Genomic DNA, 15,888 nt, shown 5'->3' on the forward strand with positions numbered 1-15,888 from the left:
GTTTTCTTTGTGGGCTTAGTGATAATGCGTGAGCTGGTTTTTTCTTTATCTGAGGGCCATACAGCCTATGTGGTACAACGGTTTTCTTGACCTGTCAGCCTGGCAACTGGTGGCAGTCACTCTGTTGATGACCCACGTGACCATTGTCGGGGTCACGGTTTATCTGCATCGCTATTCAGCCCATCGCTCCCTGGAGCTCAATGCCGGCCTGAAACACTTCTTCCGCTTCTGGCTGTGGCTGACCACGGCACAGAACACCCGCGAGTGGACCGCCATCCACCGCAAGCACCACGCCAAATGCGAAACCGTCGATGATCCCCACAGCCCGGTGATCAAGGGCCTGTCCACCGTGCTGCGCAAAGGTGCCGAACTGTACCGCGCCGAGGCGGAAAACCCCGAAACCCTGCGTATCTACGGCAAGAACTGCCCGGACGACTGGATCGAACGAAAAATCTACACGCCTTACCCCTTGCTGGGCGTTGCCATCATGGGCGTGATCGACCTGCTGCTGTTTGGCACCATCGGCATCACCATCTGGGCCATCCAGATGATGTGGATCCCGTTCTGGGCCGCCGGCGTGATCAACGGCCTGGGCCATGCCGTGGGCTACCGCAACTTCGAATGCCGTGACGCGGCGACCAACCTGGTGCCGTGGGGCATCATCGTCGGCGGTGAAGAGCTGCACAACAACCACCACACCTACCCCAATTCCGCGAAATTGTCGGTGAAGAAGTGGGAATTCGACCTGGGCTGGGCGTGGATCAAACTGTTCAGCTTCCTGCGCCTGGCCAAGGTGCAGCGCGTGGCGCCGATTGCCCACCGCGTGGAGGGCAAGGGCCATCTGGACATGGACACCGCCATGGCGATCCTCAACAACCGTTTCCAGATCATGGCCCAGTACCGCAAGTTGGTGATCGGCCCGCTGGTCAAGCAAGAGCTGGAAAAAGTCGATCACTCGGTGCGCCACCAGTTCCACCGCGCCAAGCGCCTGCTGTCGCGTGAAACCAGCCTGCTGGATGACCGCCATCACCTGCGTATCCAAGGCATGCTGGAGCACAGCCAGGCCCTGAAAGTGATCTATGAAAAGCGCCTGGCCCTGCAACAGATCTGGCTCAAGACCAGCACCAATGGCCACGATATGCTCGCCGCCATCAAGGAATGGGTGCACGAAGCCGAGGCCAGCGGCATCCAGTCCCTGCGGGATTTCGCTCACCAATTGAAGACCTACTCGCTGCGTCCTGCGGCGGTCTGACCGTGCCGTGGGAGGGCCCGCCCTCCCACCCACCAGCTTTTTGACGTCATTTACCGGGCACCGCCAATCGGTACCGTTGACGGAACTTCACTGCAAATCGCCTCTCTCAATGAACACTTCGCCATCATGGTGGCCCCTTGTTGTGACCGCTGCTCCATCTTGCGGCGCGCCCAGAGAGAGTTGTGCCGATGGTTCACGAAAAACCTCACGTATCTGATCCTCCCGTCGCTGAACATCCGCGTCCGGCCGCGGCTGCGACCCTGCTGGCGCTGGTGCATGCCCAGGGCGAAGTCGAGCGTTTGAGTGAACGCGAACAGCTCCTGAGTTCGTTGCTGGTGAGCGTGAATGCGGTGCTTTGGGCCATCGATTGGGAAACCCGCCGCGTGCTGTATGTGAGCCCGGCCTATGAGCGCATCTTTGGACGTTCCGCCGGCCTGCTGCTGGCCGACCACCGGGAATGGCGCAACAGCATTCACCCCGAAGACCTCGACCGCGCGGAACAAAGCCTGGCCCGCGTGCTGGAACGCGGTGCCGTGGAGGACCGCGAGTACCGCATCATCACTGCCGACGGGCAGATCCGCTGGCTGAGCGACAAGTGCTACATCAACCAGCAAGTGGTGCCCGGCGAACCGTTGGTCGTGGTCGGCATGGCCGAAGACATCACCGACAAGAAGCAGCTTGAGCTTGAGTTGCACCGCCTCGCCACCACTGACGTGCTCACCCAGAGCAGCAACCGCCGGCACTTCTTCGAATGCGCTAACCATGCCTTCGACAACGCCCGCGCCCAAGGCGCGCCGCTGGCCTTCCTGCTGTTGGATATCGATGACTTCAAGGACGTGAATGACACCTACGGCCACCTGGAAGGCGACCAGGTACTGCGGCGTATCGCTGAGAGCGGTCGAGGCGTGTTGCGCCGGGGCGACCTGTTCGGGCGCATTGGTGGCGAAGAGTTCGCCGCCGTCCTGCCAGGTTGTGCGCCAGACATGGCGCTGCAAGTGGCCGAGCGCCTGGGCAAGGAGATCCAGGCACTGAGTTTCAGCTATGAAGGCCAGGCGTTCAGCGTGACCATCAGCCAGGGCCTGGCCAGCCTCACCGACGCGGACCCGAGCCTGGACAGGCTGTTCGCCCGCGCCGATGCCGCCATGTACGAGGCCAAGCGCCTGGGCAAAAACCGCGTCGTTGCCGGCTGACGCCGATCATAAACGGTGGGAGGGGGCTTGCTCCCGATAGCGGTGGGTCAGTATCAGATGTGCTGACTGAGCGACTGCTATCGGGAGCAAGCCCCCCTCCCACCGTTTTTTTGCGTACTGGCCGGCGCACAAAAAACCCGCCGAAGCGGGTTTTTTGTGTCATCTGTACAGCGTGCGCTTACAGCTCGGAGAAGCACTCTTCGATGATCGCCAGGCCTTTGTCCAACTGCTCGTCCGGCGAGGTCAGCGGTACCAGTACGCGCAACACGTTGCCGTAAGTACCACATGACAGCAGGATCAGGCCCTTGTCACGCGCCTTGGCCACCACGGCAGCCACGGCAGCGGCGTTCGGCTTGTGGCTGTCGCCATCTTCGAACAACTCGACCGCAATCATCGCGCCCAAGGCACGCACTTCACCGATCACCGGGTACTTGGCCTGGATGGCCTTGAGGCCCGTCACCAGGCGCTCACCCACAGCCTTGCAGCGGTCCAGCAGGTGTTCTTCTTCGAATACCTCCATCACCGCCAGCGCAGCAGCACAGGCGATCGGGCTACCGGCGTAAGTGCCACCCAGGCCGCCGGGAGCAATGGCGTCCATGTATTCGGCCTTGCCGCACACACCGGCCAGGGGGAAGCCGCCGGCGATGGATTTGGCGAAGGTGGTCAGGTCGGCGGCAACGCCCATCTGTTCCATGGCAAAGAAGGTTCCGGTACGACCGGCGCCAGTTTGCACTTCGTCGGCGATCAGCAGGATGCCGTGCTTGTCGCACAGTTCGCGCAGGCGCTTCATGAAGGCTTTAGGCGCGACGTAGAAACCGCCTTCACCTTGCACCGGCTCGATGATGATGGCAGCGATATCACGCGGCTCGGCATCGTTTTTGAAGATGCGTTCGATGCTGGCGATGGAATCGTCGTCGCTCACACCGTGCAGTTCGTTCGGGTACAGCGCGCGGAACACTCCGCCCGGCATCAGGCCCATGCCGGCCGAGTAAGGCACGACTTTGCCGGTCAGGCCCAGGGTCATCATGGTGCGACCGTGGTAAGCGCCGGTGAACGCAATCACACCCGCACGGCCGGTGGCGGCACGGGCGATTTTCACGGCGTTTTCCACGGCTTCGGAACCGGTGGTGACCAGCAGGGTTTTCTTGGCGAAATCACCCGGGACCTTGGCGGCGACTTTTTCGCACACCTCAACGTACGGCTCGTAGGCCAGCACCTGGAAGCAAGTGTGAGTCAGCTTGTTCAGTTGCTCGGTCACGGCCGCAATGATTTTGGGGTGCACGTGGCCGGTGTTCAGCACGGCGATACCGCCGGCGAAATCGATGAACTCGCGACCTTCAACGTCGGTCACGGTGGCATTCTTCGCCGATTCGGCGAAGATCGGGTGAATCTGGCCAACACCGCGCGGTACAGCGGCTTCGCGGCGTTTCATCAGGGATGCGTTGGTCTTGCTCATAAAGTCCTCATTCGCCACTCATCGGGTGGCGCGGTTCAAGGAATACGTGGCGGGGAGGCAACTGCGACAGCATGCGATGATCGACTGCCACAGCGTTCCCGGCCACTACGAATAACGGGTTGAAACACGCAAAGGGTCAGCGCTCTCGTGCCCTTTGCGTTTACAGCCATGCCAAACCGGGGCTTAGATGCCCAGGCAGAGGTATTTGATTTCCAGGTAATCCTCGATCCCGTACTTGGAGCCTTCGCGGCCCAGGCCCGAGGCCTTGATACCGCCGAACGGCGCCACTTCGTTGGAGATCAACCCGGTGTTGACGCCGACCATGCCGTATTCCAGGGCTTCCGCCACACGAAACACACGGCCCAGGTCGCGGGCATAGAAGTACGACGCCAGGCCGAACTCGGTGTCGTTGGACATCGCGATCACTTCGGCTTCGTCTTTGAAACGGAACAGCGGCGCCAGTGGGCCGAAGGTTTCTTCCTTGGCGACTGCGGCGTTTTTCGGCACGTTGGTGAGGATAGTCGGTTCGAAGAAATTCCCTTCCATCACCTTGCCACCGGCCAGCAGCGTCGCGCCTTTGCTCAGCGCATCGGCAATGTGCTCCTGAACCTTGGCCACGGCTTTCTCGTCGATCAGCGGGCCAGTGGTGGTGCCGTCTTCCAGACCGTTGCCGATCTTGAGTTTGGCCACCGCCACTTTCAACTTCTCGGCGAACGCGTCGTACACCGAATCCTGGATGTACAGGCGGTTGGCGCAGACGCAGGTCTGGCCGTTGTTGCGGTACTTGGAAATGATCGCGCCTTCGACGGCCTTATCCAGGTCGGCGTCGTCGAACACGATGAACGGCGCGTTACCGCCCAGTTCCAGGGAGACTTTCTTGATGTCCTTGGCGCATTCGGCCATCAACTGGCGACCGATTTCGGTCGAGCCGGTGAAGGACAATTTACGCACGATAGGGTTGCTGGTCAGCTCGCCGCCGATGTCGCCGGCACTGCCGGTGACCACGCTCAGCACGCCTTTAGGGATACCGGCACGGTGCGCCAGCTCAACCAGGGCCAGGGCCGAGAACGGGGTTTGCGAAGCAGGCTTGATCACCATGGTGCAACCGGCGGCCAGGGCCGGGCCGGCTTTACGGGTGATCATCGCAGCGGGGAAGTTCCACGGGGTGATCGCAGCAGTCACGCCGATCGGCTGCTTGATCACGATCAGGCGCTTGTCGGGCTGGTGGCCGGGAATCACGTCACCGTAGATGCGCTTGGCTTCTTCGGCGAACCACTCGATAAAGGAAGCGGCGTAAACGATTTCGCCCTTGGCCTCGGCCAGCGGCTTGCCTTGTTCGAGGGTCATCAGGCGGCCAAGGTCGTCCTGGTTTTCGATCAGCAGTTCAAACCAACGACGCAGCTTGTTGGCGCGTTCCTTGGCGGTGAGTGCGCGCCAGGCCGGCAGCGCCTTGTCGGCGGCTTCGATGGCACGGCGGGTTTCCGCGGCGCCCATCTTCGGCACGGTACCGAGAATCTCGCCCGTGGCCGGGTTATTGACCTTGATGGTTTGACCATTGTCCGCATCGACCCAAGCGCCATCGATAAAGGCTTGCTGGCGGAACAACTGGGTATCTTTGAGCTGCATGTCGGCTTTCCTTAACAGCACCGCGCGCACGCGGAGCGAATTAGAGTTGTTGAAAGGCGCCTTGTGGGCTGCCGTCAGGGAAATCAGCCCCAGTGCGCAAGATCGAATGAATCGCGCACGGGAGACAGAGCGTTTGAAATCTCAAACGAATCCTAGGATCAATGGGGGTACAGGGCAATAGTCTGTTCGAAAAAAAGAACGAAAACGGCGCATTTGCGGGGTTTATCTGATCAGCGTAGCGGGGCCGGGTTTACGCGCAACGTTCGCAAGGCTCGGCGCAGGGCCTTTGTTCAGGAAAATCCTACCGGCAGGCCCCCAAAGACCGGCATGGACGCCCAAGGTCGACATGGGTATGATGTCGCCCGCACAAGCATCCGTAGCTCAGCTGGATAGAGTACTGCCCTCCGAAGGCAGGGGTCGTGGGTTCGAATCCCGCCGGGTGCACCATATAGCAGTCTCGGGCTGTCTCAGACAGTCTACGAAACACCCCAAGAAGCCCGCCCTGTGCGGGCTTTCTTGTTTCTGGCTATCCATCCCTGTCTACCCCTATAACTTCCCGCCGTGTATGCCCACGTGTATGCTTTGAGATTCCTATAACTGGAGGCATACAGGAAGTGAAGCGCACTGAAATCAAACGCCGCCCCTTAGCAGACACCACTCTTGCAGGCCTGGAGCCTGAGCAAACAACGTATCGGGAGCAGGACGGGAATGGCCTGTACTTCCGGGTGAAACCTAACGGGCAGAAATCATGGGAGCTGCGCTACAAAAAGCCAGACGGAAAATGGTCTTGGCTGGGTCTCGGCGGCTACCCGGAAATCAGTGGCTCATTGGCGAGACAGAAAGCAGCTCAACTGCGTGAAGACGCATCGACCGGCAAAAATCCATTGGTGAGCAAGCAGGCTCGGAAGGTTGCAGACCAGGTTGCTGCCAATAACACCTTTGAAGCGTTAGGGCGCGAGTGGTTTGAGGCCAGACGCACAAGCTGGGAATCAGGTACGTCTCGACGGGTACTTGGCGCACTTGAGCTTCATGTGTTCCCCATCTTCGGAAAACGCGTGTACACAGAAATATTGCCCCTGGAATGGATGGAATTTCTACGCGGTATGGAGCAGAAGGGGATCATTGAACAAATGGGCCGAGTTCGTGCCTTTTGCAAAGAGATCTATGACCTGGCCCGCGTAACAGGACGAGCCGTCCACAACCCCCTTGAAGGTCTCAGCAAATTCCTGCAATCACGTAGCGCTGAAAACTATGCACACGTTTCGATTGAAGAACTGCCTGCGCTACTTCGAGCGATCAACTCCTACCCTCACGCAAAGGACGTTCGTATAGGGCTTCGCTTGCTTTCCTTATTAGCATCGCGCCCGAGCGAAATCCGAGAAGCACGCTGGTCAGAAATCGATCTCTCCAAAAAGCTATGGACGATCCCAGCCGAGCGAATGAAACGTCGTCGGGAACATGTGGTACCTCTCTCTCGGCAGGCAATCGAAGCGCTCACTGAGTTACGAACACTTACAGGTGCGTACCCTCTCCTATTTCCAGGCAGGAAAGACAGGACAATCCCCCGTAGCAACACCGTCTTTCTAATGGCGCTCCGCAGACTGGGATATGCCGGTCGACAAACAGGCCACGGCTTTCGTCACATCGCGAGCACCATACTCAATGAGCAGGGTTTCGATGAGAATCACATTGAGGCCCAGCTCTCTCACGCTAAGGAAGGAATAGCAGGGGTGTACAACAAAGCGGTTTACCTGCCTCAGCGCAGAGTGATGATGCAGTGGTACGCAGATCATCTGGATGAGCTAGTAGATGGCAACATTATTCAGGGACAGTTTGGCAAGGCGGGTTGAATACACCAACCGCACACCCATCAAAAATCGGTGTTACTGGTGTTACGCACGTTACACATACGATTAACTAGTTGATTTTGTTAAATATTTCTTGCGTAACACGTATTAAAAGAGATCCGTACACCATGTGTTACGCGTCAAAAGCGTGTTACGCCTAAGGCGCCCAAAACCTCTGGCGGCCATCTCTTATTGGTTGCCCCACGCTGAGGAGGGGCCGCTGTTACCGGACTACCAGAAGGGGCTCAGGGGACTACCGTTCGTCGGGATTTCACTGGGTTTCATTTCTCACTTTCCGATTTTTAACTGTATAGAAAACCAGTAGGGCAAGGTAGGACAGCCCCGGAAAAAACTGAAACTTTGCTGCGATCTTGCTGACTTAAATTGCCTTATCCATAAAACCTGCGTCGAAAACTATAAAAATAAAACTTTTAAAAAATAGAAAATCGTTTACATAGCTGGGGCCTGTACGAACTACGACAGGAAACGCGCTATGCAGCCTCACGACACTTCAGACCACTCCACTACCTCTCTCACCCCTGCTTGTTTGCTCACTACCGACCAAGTCGCTAATGCACTAGAGCCTGTCCAGCCGAACGCTTGCCGCCTGGCGAAGTTCTCGCATCAACTCACTTCCCTATATCAAAACCGGGTCTCGGGTTCGTTATCGCTCCCAAGACGTGGTCGCGTGGCTTGAAACCCAACTGCGCTCACCTGCAAAAACCGCTGGAGACAGGACCTGATGAGCGCCCCAAAGCAATCTGCAAAAGTTGTGGGGCTCGCCCCCTCCACTCCACGAGAAAGTCACCAAAAGGCCCCTAGCGGATCCTCATGCTTGCCGATCAGCGCGCCTCATACGGAAATGGGACAGTTCGATCCGGCCGCCACGCTGATACGCATCAATCAAGTCATAGCCCTAACAGGTATCGGCCGCGCAACGGTTTACAAACTTATGAGCCAGCCAGAGAGCGGCTTTCCGCAAGCGGTGAAGCTCACCGACAGCAATGCGCGTGGGGCTCCGGTCGCTTGGGTATTAGCCGAAATTTTGAATTGGACACGGGCGCGTATCGCGGCCCGCGACAGGGTGGCGGCATGAAAAATCGAGCCGCTAACAACGCCATTTTGCAGCCCTTTTCTGTACTCAGAACAGTCGGATTCTCATCACGCGGTATGCGGCGTTTTGAACGTTACCGCACAGAGCAAAAACGCCTGAACCGGGACGTGATGGTGATGCGATGGAGAGATGGCATCTGGTGCGCATTGTCAGTTCCCTGCCAAGCCCCGCAAGCAATCATCGTCGACGAAGGCCAACAAATCGACGCCTACGAAGATGCACGCGCCTGCCTCGAAAACGACCTGTTGCCCTTTGTCTCCCTGAACTGGGACGTCCATGCCTGAAACGAAAACGCCCCCGGCGGCAACCGGAGGCGTTGAGGTAAATCTACATGCCTAATCAATTTATGCCGCATCGAAAAAATCCGCAAGCGATCCACACAGTTGCACTTTCAAAAAACGGACGTTACTCTCTCGCCGTCGCTGCAAATTCAGCGATCGGGCTTGGTCGCCCGAAAAGCAAAAGGCGCATAGGCGCCCCCATTACAATTGCAGGCGCTTTTTTTGCGTCCGCAGTTCCGTGTTATGGCGGCTGTGTGTGGGAGGCCTTCGGGCCTGCTGGGTTCCTTTTGCCCCGGTCGACCAACCCGCGCACAGCTGCCACCCTAACTCGCTTGGTCGCGAACGGTGGTAGCTCCCCAGCAAAAGGAGCTCCACATGCACGCCCTCAATCCGTCCAAAATTCGCGCCGCCGCTCATCGAGCAATGGCTCTCGCCGCTTTACACGCCAATTCCAGTCTCGCTACACGCCTTTCCCGTTACAACGCCCATATGTCCAAGGCTCGCGCCCTGGAAGCCGCAGGGGGTGTCCAATGAGCATGCTCCCAGGCTTCTCACTTCCTGAGGATCTGCTCTGCGTCAGCCAGGATGCTGAAGCCGGTATTCCCATCGATGCCATCACCTGCGCCCTCGACCGTGCCGACTCAGTTCTGATGCTGCTGGAAGATCATTTAGACGGCGATAAACCCCTGCTTTCCAACCGCGTGCTGTCGTCCGTTATTTGGGACGTGCGTGGCACCTTGGGCTTGATCAAAACACTCACCATGTACGGTGATGCCTCCTCTGTGCCGATGGGCCAGAAAGGCGGTGCTCTGTGACACACTCCAGCACGCGTGGACGCTCCGAGTTTTCCCCTGCCAACGGTAACGGCCAAAACCTGTTTCGGGTGAATGCCGGTATCCCGCTGGAAGACGCACTTGAAGCCGTCTCCCAAATTCTGCACCACGCCAATCAACTGATCCTCGACGCCGCCATCAGCGATGCGGGCGAGCGTTTTAGTTGGCCTGCGTTCTACCTCGGCGAGATGGCTAAGGCGCTGATTGACGACGTGAACGAGGCGTTGCTTGAGTCGAGGACCACGCCATGACTCAGCGCACCGGCAACACCTCAAAACGCCCCAGCTTTGCCGACGTAAAAAGCGTTGCCCTGAAGAACATCGACCGCGTACTTGCTCAATGGCTGCCGAACGGCAAACGCGTCGACGGCGGCAAGGAATACACCGCACCAAACCCGACACGCACGGACAAACATGCAGGCTCACTCAAGGTCAATTTGAGCAAAGGCACCTGGGCGGATTTTGCCACCGGCGATAAGGGCGGAGACCTGATCGATTTGGTGCGCTATATCGACGGTGGCACAGATGTTGAAGCCTGCAAAAAACTGGCGGATCTGCTCAACGTCTCCGCTGGTTCCGCGACCACCAAAAGCGCACCGGCCAAAAGCGCAACGCCGGAGTGGATCGCGATTCAACCGATCCCGGCCGAGGACCATGAACAAGTGTCCAACCAAACACCGGCAACACGGTGTTCCGTCCAAAGTCTGGATCTATCGCGATGCTCAGGGCCAGCCGGTCATGGCGCTGTATCGTTTCGACCTGAGTCCCGATGAAGACGGCAAGCCGCGAAAGGTTTTCGCACCGTTGACCTGGTGCAAGCGCTCCGATGGGCAAACCACGCAATGGCGCTGGCAAGGATTGCTGGAGCCTCGGCCACTGCTGCGCCTGGATGAGCTGGCACAGCGGGCCGATGCGCCTGTGGTGCTGTGTGAAGGCGAGAAGGCTGCTGATGCCGCCGCTGAACTGATGCCGGAGTATGTAGCCACCTGCTGGCCGAACGGCTCCAACTCTTGGCACAAGGCCGATCTGACGCCACTCAAAGGGCGCACGGTGGTGCTGTGGCCGGATAACGATGCCAGCGGCAAGGCCTGCATGGACGCCATTGAGCTCAAGTTGATTGAGCTGGGCGTCGCTTCGGTACAACGAATCTCGCTCGACGTGTTTAAGCTCAAGCCCAGCAGCAAAGGCGGAAAGCCCACGCTCATCAAGGGTGGAAAATGGGCAGACGGCGACGATGCAGCGGATGCGTTAGCCAAAAGCTGGACCGCTGTCCACGTCGCCGAGCTGGTGCACAGCGGTGAGTTTTTCGGCAGTGCCGCTGAGCCAACTGAACCTCAAGAACAGAAGGCCAAGGCGCCCGCCAAACGCCCTGCGAAATCGAAAAATGACCTATTGCCGGGCGGCTTTCGCCTGACGTCTGAAGGGGTGTTTTATTCCGGCGATGATGGCGAGGCGCGTCCTGTGTGTTCGCCTCTCGAAATCATCGCCCGCACTCGCGACGACAAGGGCCACAACTGGGGTTTGTTGGTCGAGTTCGACGACCCGGACGGCGCCAAAAAGCGCTGGAATATTCCGGCCCGAACCATGACTGGCGACTTCGGCAAGGATGTACTCGGGCCACTGGTAGACATGGGGCTACGCCTTGCAGGAAGTCGATCAGGACGCAACGCACGCAACGACCTGCAGAGTTACCTCGGAGGCTTCGACAGCGCCCAGCGCGCACGTTTAGTGACGCGCCTGGGTTGGCACGACAACGCCTTCCTTCTACCCGAACAGCAGATCGGCTCGCACGCTGAACATCTGCATTTTTATGAGGCAGGTGCACAGCTGCCACCGATCAGCGAAGCGGGCTCCCTGGCGCAGTGGCAACAGCAAATCGGCGCACTGTGCGTTGGTAACCATCGCTTGGCGTTTGTCGTCTCTGTGGCCTTTGCAGGACCGTTGCTGAACCTGCTCGGACATGAGTCGGGCGGCTTCCACCTCTACGGCGACAGCTCAGGCGGCAAGACCACACACTTGCAAGTCGCCGCCTCGGTCTATGGCGGTCCGCGTCTGGTGCGTTCGTGGCGCTCGACAGATAACGCCCTGGAGTCCATCGCCGCTGCACACTCAGACGGCCTCCTGGTGCTGGATGAAATAGGCATGTGCGATCCGCGCATTATCGGCGAGACGGTCTACATGCTCGGCAACGGCACCGGTAAGGCCCGGGCGAATGATCGAGGACAAGCTGGCCGACAGGTGCAGGAGTGGCGCTTGCTGTTTCTCTCGACGGGCGAAAAGACGTTGGCGCAGCACATGGCGGATGCCAACAAGGAGCTGAAAGCGGGCATGGAGGTGCGCATGCTCGCCGTGCCTGCGGATGCCAGCAAAGGCCTCGGGATGTTCGATGTGCTTAACGGTTTTGAGGACGCTGCCGCCCTCTCCGATGCCCTCAAGGCCCGTGTAGCCAAATACTACGGCACGCCCCTCACCGCCTTCCTGCACGCACTATGCGCGCCAGGAGAAATGCTCAGGTGGTCGGTGATCGTTCGCCGCACGGTGGAGCAGTTCATCAACCAAAACCTACCCGCATCGGCCAGTGGTCAAGCCCAACGTGCCGCCCTTCGCTTTGGCCTCGCAGCAGCGGCCGGAGAGTTGGCCACCGCCTTCGGCGTCACCGGTTGGCCTGATGGCACGGCCACGACCGCCGCACGTGTGTGTGTCTGCATGCGTGGCTAGCAGAACGCGGAGGCGCCGGAAACTTCGAGGGCGATGCGATTTTGGCGCGGCTGAAGCAGGTCATCGAGCGCTTTGGAGAAAGCCGCTTTACGCGCTGGGAATCTGCCGCCGCCAAGATCGACGAACACGGCCCACGCACGATTGATCGGTTGGGCTTTCGCAAGACGATGGAGCACGGCATGGGCGACGCCTTGCACACCACCAACACCTACTACGTGCTGCCAGAAGCCTGGAGGGCCGAAATCTTCAAGGGCATGAATATCAGTGCGGTGAACAAGGAGCTGCTGCAACGGGGCGTGCTCGAGCCGGGAACCGACGGAAAGGCGTACAGCTTGCTTCGCCTGCCCGGATTAGGGCCTCAACGCTGCTACGTGGTGAGGACCGTTCCGGGAACGGATGAAGGCGAGGCCAAGGCCGCCTGACGGCATGCCTGCTGATCGAGGTAGCGCCGGCTCATTACCGGCCTCGCCAGCCGTTCGACAACCATCCCTATCAACCGCAATACCCAGAGACAATACGAATGAACACTATCCAAGAATTGAAAGACCGCCGCGACCAACTGACACTCGAAGTTGAGAGCATTGAGGGTGACCTTGCTCCCTTCGAAGAGGCGCTGGAAACCCCAGAGGTCATCCAGCAGGGCCGTCAACGAGCCGTGCAGGATGAAATCAACGATCACAAAAGACGCATCGACTCGCGAAAACTGGAGATCAGCAACCTGAATCAAAAGATTCATCGCCTAGAGACCTTGGCAAACCGTGAGAGCTTGGCTGCGGGCTATCTCAGCGATATGGCGAGCTGGAAAGCCGACGAGATGGAACTCAACGAAAAGCGCAGCAGCATCGAGACCCGGTTGCAGCAGGTCCGCCAGAGCGATCAGGAAGACATGGTAAAAGCTCGACAAGCTGAAACGGACGCAGCCACCGCTTATGCACAGGCTGTCGCCTGGGGCGATGTAGAGGGCGAGAAAGCCGCTAATGCGGAAGCCCAAAAGGCTGCAAAAAACCTCACGACTGCGGCTGAGCATCACCGCCGCCAACAACTGCTCATCACCGCCCTGGAGCAGGAGCTGGTGACGATTGATCAGCACATTACGGAGGCACAAAAAGAACATGCCAAGATTGAAAAAGAAGCAGCACATCTGGCAAACACGGTATTAGAAGAAAAGTGGAATGAGGCCGCGAAAGCGCTGCTGGAAACAGGCGGTAGGTTGTGGGCCGCACGCGACCTGATCAATCGAGACCCGGTTGCATTGATGAAGCTGGATATCCCTGAACAGGGAGAGCGCTTTGGAAGTTGGACCTGGAATGAACTAGCAGATCGCGCTCGCCAACACAGCCTGATTGACCTACTGGCGGCCTAGCATGAACCTTCCCTGAAGCAGCCTGAGAAAGGCAGGCTGTTTCGGGCCTACCATGGGTCTAACCATGAATAAACCACCACTGAACAATGCTCAGATGCCTGATTACCTAAAGGCCCGAAAGCTGCATTTGAACGGGATAATTGTCGGGATGGCTGGAGTGAAAAAGCTCAACGCAAGAGAAAACAAAGGCACCAAGGTTGAGACGCTCACGATTGATGCAATTGAGGCAGAGCTTGCTTTCATAGACTACCAGCTCAAAAGAAAGGGCGGTTGATGAAGAAGCGGAAGCTTAAGCAGCTTCCGCTTCGTTAGATCCCCCCATTACAAGCGAGGCTTCAGATTTTTCGGTTTCTGATCTCTGCCGGCTGTGGGCTTATGAACGCTTTCGGCCAGAAACGGACGGTCTCTGAAACTAGGGACGGTTCACACTGGAATAGTGTGGGCAACCTTATTGGAATACACATGTACCCAATGCTATAAATTGTCTAACTCACGGCTCGTCTGGCGGTGCATTAGCCCTCTTCATCGATGAAGAGGGTCAGGTTGATCAGGTGAGTGCGGCCAAAGCGACAGATGTACTTTGGCAAGCTTCGCAACGTACCAGGTAGGCAAAGGATGGCGATGCAACCTAGCTGAGATCGCAATAAGCACTTCCCAGGTGGTGTTGTGCCACGCGAAATCCTCTGGGGAGGCAGCCTGGCTCGGCACCTTCACAGAAGCCTCAACCTCATCAGCTGGCGTCTGCCGAAAGCCAATCAGGGCACGTGATATGCCAATGGCATTCATATAGGCATCGGAACCCGTCAGCGTCTGCAGTTTCTTTTGGGGGAACCACCTTTCCTTAGTCACCCCTTCAAGATTTGGCACAATCTCCGCAGTCAATTGATCAAGGGCTTTCTGGTCGCCCAGCAGTGCAGCCATGGTTCCTAGGAACGGCACCAAAGTCGTGGTTTTGAAGAATCGACCTCTTTGAGTTTCTTTCCCGGAGAACAGGGCCATGGCATCTTCAAGATCATCTGTATCAACCGGCATGATCCTGTTCAGATGCAGAGCGGCATCAAAGCGTTCAATGCACTCACGCACAATGAGTTGGGTGTTGGCCGCATCACCCACGGACATGATCGCGGTCATGGCTATCGAAAGGTCAATGGCTTGTCCGTCATAGACGGGTAGCAAGCATCCGTTGTGCGCGTTGATGAAGGACACTAGGCACCCGTGCATGGCTCGGAGAGTTGCGGTATCGACCTTCAGGGATTGAAGCAACAGCAGTGTGGTGCCCAACCGGCCAAGCTCATCGCAAATCAAATCGATGTAGAGCACCTGATCGGGGCGGTAACGGAGCATGCGTCTGCGGTTCAGAAGTGACGGCATTACGCGCTCGTAGTACCGTAACAAGGCGTTCGCATGGAGCCGCGCAAGCGTTTCGAAACGTTTGAGGAACTGAGTGTCGGTCTGCAGGCCAAGCGTTATAGATTCGCTCCAGAGGCGTAGTAAAAGGTACTCACCTGCGAGCACGCCTGGTTTCTGATTACCCTCAGTTTCGCCCCATACAAGAAGCACAGCCCACCCCATGCCCGCCGCCGCGGCTCGCTTGTGGAATCGGTTAGCACGCGTATTTTCTGATACGTCTTTGTCATCCTCAAGAGCGGCCATGCAGTCATCAACAAACCGAATGAACCTGGAGAATGAAGCCTGCGTATCTTCAAGCCCGGCCAAGGCTGCCCTCAGGTCGGATTTTCCTTTTCCGAGCAGCAAGGCATCGTCAAAGAGGTACTCCTCGATGTAGGGACTCAACTGATCCATGCCCCAGAAATCCAGCGAGCAAAGAGGCGAGAATTCGGCCACCTCTTTCGAGATTGCCGAATAATCTGACTGTGCGTCTTGCTTGAGAATGCCGTTTGAAACCAGGACGATTCGCTTTTTTAGCCCCCGCAGAGGCTCTTGCAGCCGATTCCGGACGTACTCGGTGTACGCTTGGCGGATGGAGGGCGAGATCGCCTGCTGAGTGCCATAGAAGTCGTTCCGGTTCACATTGCCAAATTTGATGATGAACAGGAAAACTTCCTTCTGCCCCTGAGCATCCTCCTTGGTGGACATGACGTCTACCCCCCCTGATTCACGCCAATCTGAGCACGACTGTGCACGGAATGCCCCATCGCTTGGAGAAGCTCTGGAAGGAGTGCATCCAGCTCATCGCGCTCGCGAAGCC

12 protein-coding genes, 1 tRNA gene and 1 pseudogene are annotated in these 15,888 nt (G+C 58.0%); 11 read left to right on the top strand and 3 right to left on the bottom strand.

All coding sequences use genetic code 11. From position 1 onward, the window contains the following. The first annotated feature begins 67 nt into the window (after positions 1 to 67). Both desA and AB4O23_RS03085 read left to right on the top strand, forming a co-directional pair. Positions 68 to 1,252 (top strand): delta-9 fatty acid desaturase DesA, encoded by a 1,185-nt coding sequence (desA, locus tag AB4O23_RS03080; RefSeq protein ID WP_017526102.1) that lies wholly within the window; start codon positions 68 to 70, stop codon positions 1,250 to 1,252. Positions 1,253 to 1,440: 188 nt separating this feature from the next. Continuing rightward, on the top strand, positions 1,441 to 2,442 hold the full coding sequence (locus AB4O23_RS03085; RefSeq protein WP_026067125.1) for a GGDEF domain-containing protein: 1,002 nt from the start codon (positions 1,441 to 1,443) through the stop codon (positions 2,440 to 2,442). A gap of 178 nt (positions 2,443 to 2,620) precedes the next feature. Here the strand turns inward: AB4O23_RS03085 and gabT are convergent, their stop codons facing one another. Next, a complete protein-coding gene (gabT, locus tag AB4O23_RS03090; protein WP_017526104.1) occupies positions 2,621 to 3,898 on the bottom strand; it encodes a 4-aminobutyrate--2-oxoglutarate transaminase in 1,278 nt (425 codons plus the stop codon). Between the two features lie 183 nt (positions 3,899 to 4,081). Next, complete coding sequence (gene gabD, locus AB4O23_RS03095) at positions 4,082 to 5,524, bottom strand: NADP-dependent succinate-semialdehyde dehydrogenase (protein ID WP_017526105.1); 1,443 nt, start codon at positions 5,522 to 5,524, stop codon at positions 4,082 to 4,084. Positions 5,525 to 5,894: 370 nt separating this feature from the next. Here gabD and AB4O23_RS03100 point away from each other — a divergent pair. The 9 genes and pseudogenes from AB4O23_RS03100 to AB4O23_RS03140 all read left to right on the top strand — a co-directional run bounded on the left by AB4O23_RS03100 (position 5,895) and on the right by AB4O23_RS03140 (position 13,953). Next, positions 5,895 to 5,971: transfer RNA gene (locus tag AB4O23_RS03100), tRNA-Arg, on the top strand. A gap of 167 nt (positions 5,972 to 6,138) precedes the next feature. Then, positions 6,139 to 7,374, top strand: coding sequence for a tyrosine-type recombinase/integrase (locus tag AB4O23_RS03105; RefSeq protein ID WP_460062152.1), 1,236 nt, complete (start codon positions 6,139 to 6,141; stop codon positions 7,372 to 7,374). 859 nt (positions 7,375 to 8,233) lie between these two features. Continuing rightward, complete coding sequence (locus AB4O23_RS03110; protein ID WP_047279826.1) at positions 8,234 to 8,467, top strand: helix-turn-helix transcriptional regulator; 234 nt, start codon at positions 8,234 to 8,236, stop codon at positions 8,465 to 8,467. Further along, positions 8,464 to 8,769, top strand: coding sequence for a hypothetical protein (locus AB4O23_RS03115; protein WP_460062154.1), 306 nt, complete (start codon positions 8,464 to 8,466; stop codon positions 8,767 to 8,769). Before AB4O23_RS03110 ends, AB4O23_RS03115 begins: the two co-directional genes overlap by 4 nt. 527 nt (positions 8,770 to 9,296) lie before the next feature. Further along, positions 9,297 to 9,581, top strand: coding sequence for a hypothetical protein (locus tag AB4O23_RS03120; protein WP_060548259.1), 285 nt, complete (start codon positions 9,297 to 9,299; stop codon positions 9,579 to 9,581). Beyond that, positions 9,578 to 9,850, top strand: a complete 273-nt coding sequence (locus AB4O23_RS03125; RefSeq protein ID WP_048363502.1) for a DUF3077 domain-containing protein — start codon at positions 9,578 to 9,580, stop codon at positions 9,848 to 9,850. Before AB4O23_RS03120 ends, AB4O23_RS03125 begins: the two co-directional genes overlap by 4 nt. Next, positions 9,847 to 12,738: pseudogene (locus AB4O23_RS03130) on the top strand (DUF927 domain-containing protein). Before AB4O23_RS03125 ends, AB4O23_RS03130 begins: the two are co-directional and overlap by 4 nt. Positions 12,739 to 12,836: 98 nt before the next feature. Beyond that, a complete protein-coding gene (locus AB4O23_RS03135) occupies positions 12,837 to 13,679 on the top strand; it encodes a chromosome segregation protein SMC (RefSeq protein ID WP_460062159.1) in 843 nt (280 codons plus the stop codon). Positions 13,680 to 13,743: 64 nt separating this feature from the next. Then, positions 13,744 to 13,953 (top strand): hypothetical protein, encoded by a 210-nt coding sequence (locus AB4O23_RS03140; protein ID WP_256097457.1) that lies wholly within the window; start codon positions 13,744 to 13,746, stop codon positions 13,951 to 13,953. A 248-nt stretch (positions 13,954 to 14,201) separates the two neighbouring features. On the opposite strand, the gene AB4O23_RS03145 is transcribed toward AB4O23_RS03140, so the two are convergent. Then, positions 14,202 to 15,776: a hypothetical protein gene (locus tag AB4O23_RS03145; protein ID WP_460062162.1), complete on the bottom strand. Its 1,575-nt coding sequence runs from the start codon at positions 15,774 to 15,776 to the stop codon at positions 14,202 to 14,204. Between the last annotated feature and the right edge of the window lie 112 nt (positions 15,777 to 15,888).

The sequence above is a fragment of the Pseudomonas sp. H2_A10 genome (genome assembly GCF_054680085.1).

Bases quoted from the DNA above. Each gene is read 5' to 3' on its own strand.
- desA (WP_017526102.1), top strand. From the start codon at position 68: ATGTGGTACAACGGTTTTCTTGACCTGTCAGCCTGGCAACTGGTGGCA.
- AB4O23_RS03085 (WP_026067125.1), top strand. From the start codon at position 1,441: ATGGTTCACGAAAAACCTCACGTATCTGATCCTCCCGTCGCTGAACAT.
- gabT (WP_017526104.1), bottom strand. From the start codon at position 3,898: ATGAGCAAGACCAACGCATCCCTGATGAAACGCCGCGAAGCCGCTGTA.
- gabD (WP_017526105.1), bottom strand. From the start codon at position 5,524: ATGCAGCTCAAAGATACCCAGTTGTTCCGCCAGCAAGCCTTTATCGAT.
- AB4O23_RS03110 (WP_047279826.1), top strand. From the start codon at position 8,234: ATGGGACAGTTCGATCCGGCCGCCACGCTGATACGCATCAATCAAGTC.
- AB4O23_RS03115 (WP_460062154.1), top strand. From the start codon at position 8,464: ATGAAAAATCGAGCCGCTAACAACGCCATTTTGCAGCCCTTTTCTGTA.
- AB4O23_RS03120 (WP_060548259.1), top strand. From the start codon at position 9,297: ATGAGCATGCTCCCAGGCTTCTCACTTCCTGAGGATCTGCTCTGCGTC.
- AB4O23_RS03135 (WP_460062159.1), top strand. From the start codon at position 12,837: ATGAACACTATCCAAGAATTGAAAGACCGCCGCGACCAACTGACACTC.
- AB4O23_RS03140 (WP_256097457.1), top strand. From the start codon at position 13,744: ATGAATAAACCACCACTGAACAATGCTCAGATGCCTGATTACCTAAAG.
- AB4O23_RS03145 (WP_460062162.1), bottom strand. From the start codon at position 15,776: ATGTCCACCAAGGAGGATGCTCAGGGGCAGAAGGAAGTTTTCCTGTTC.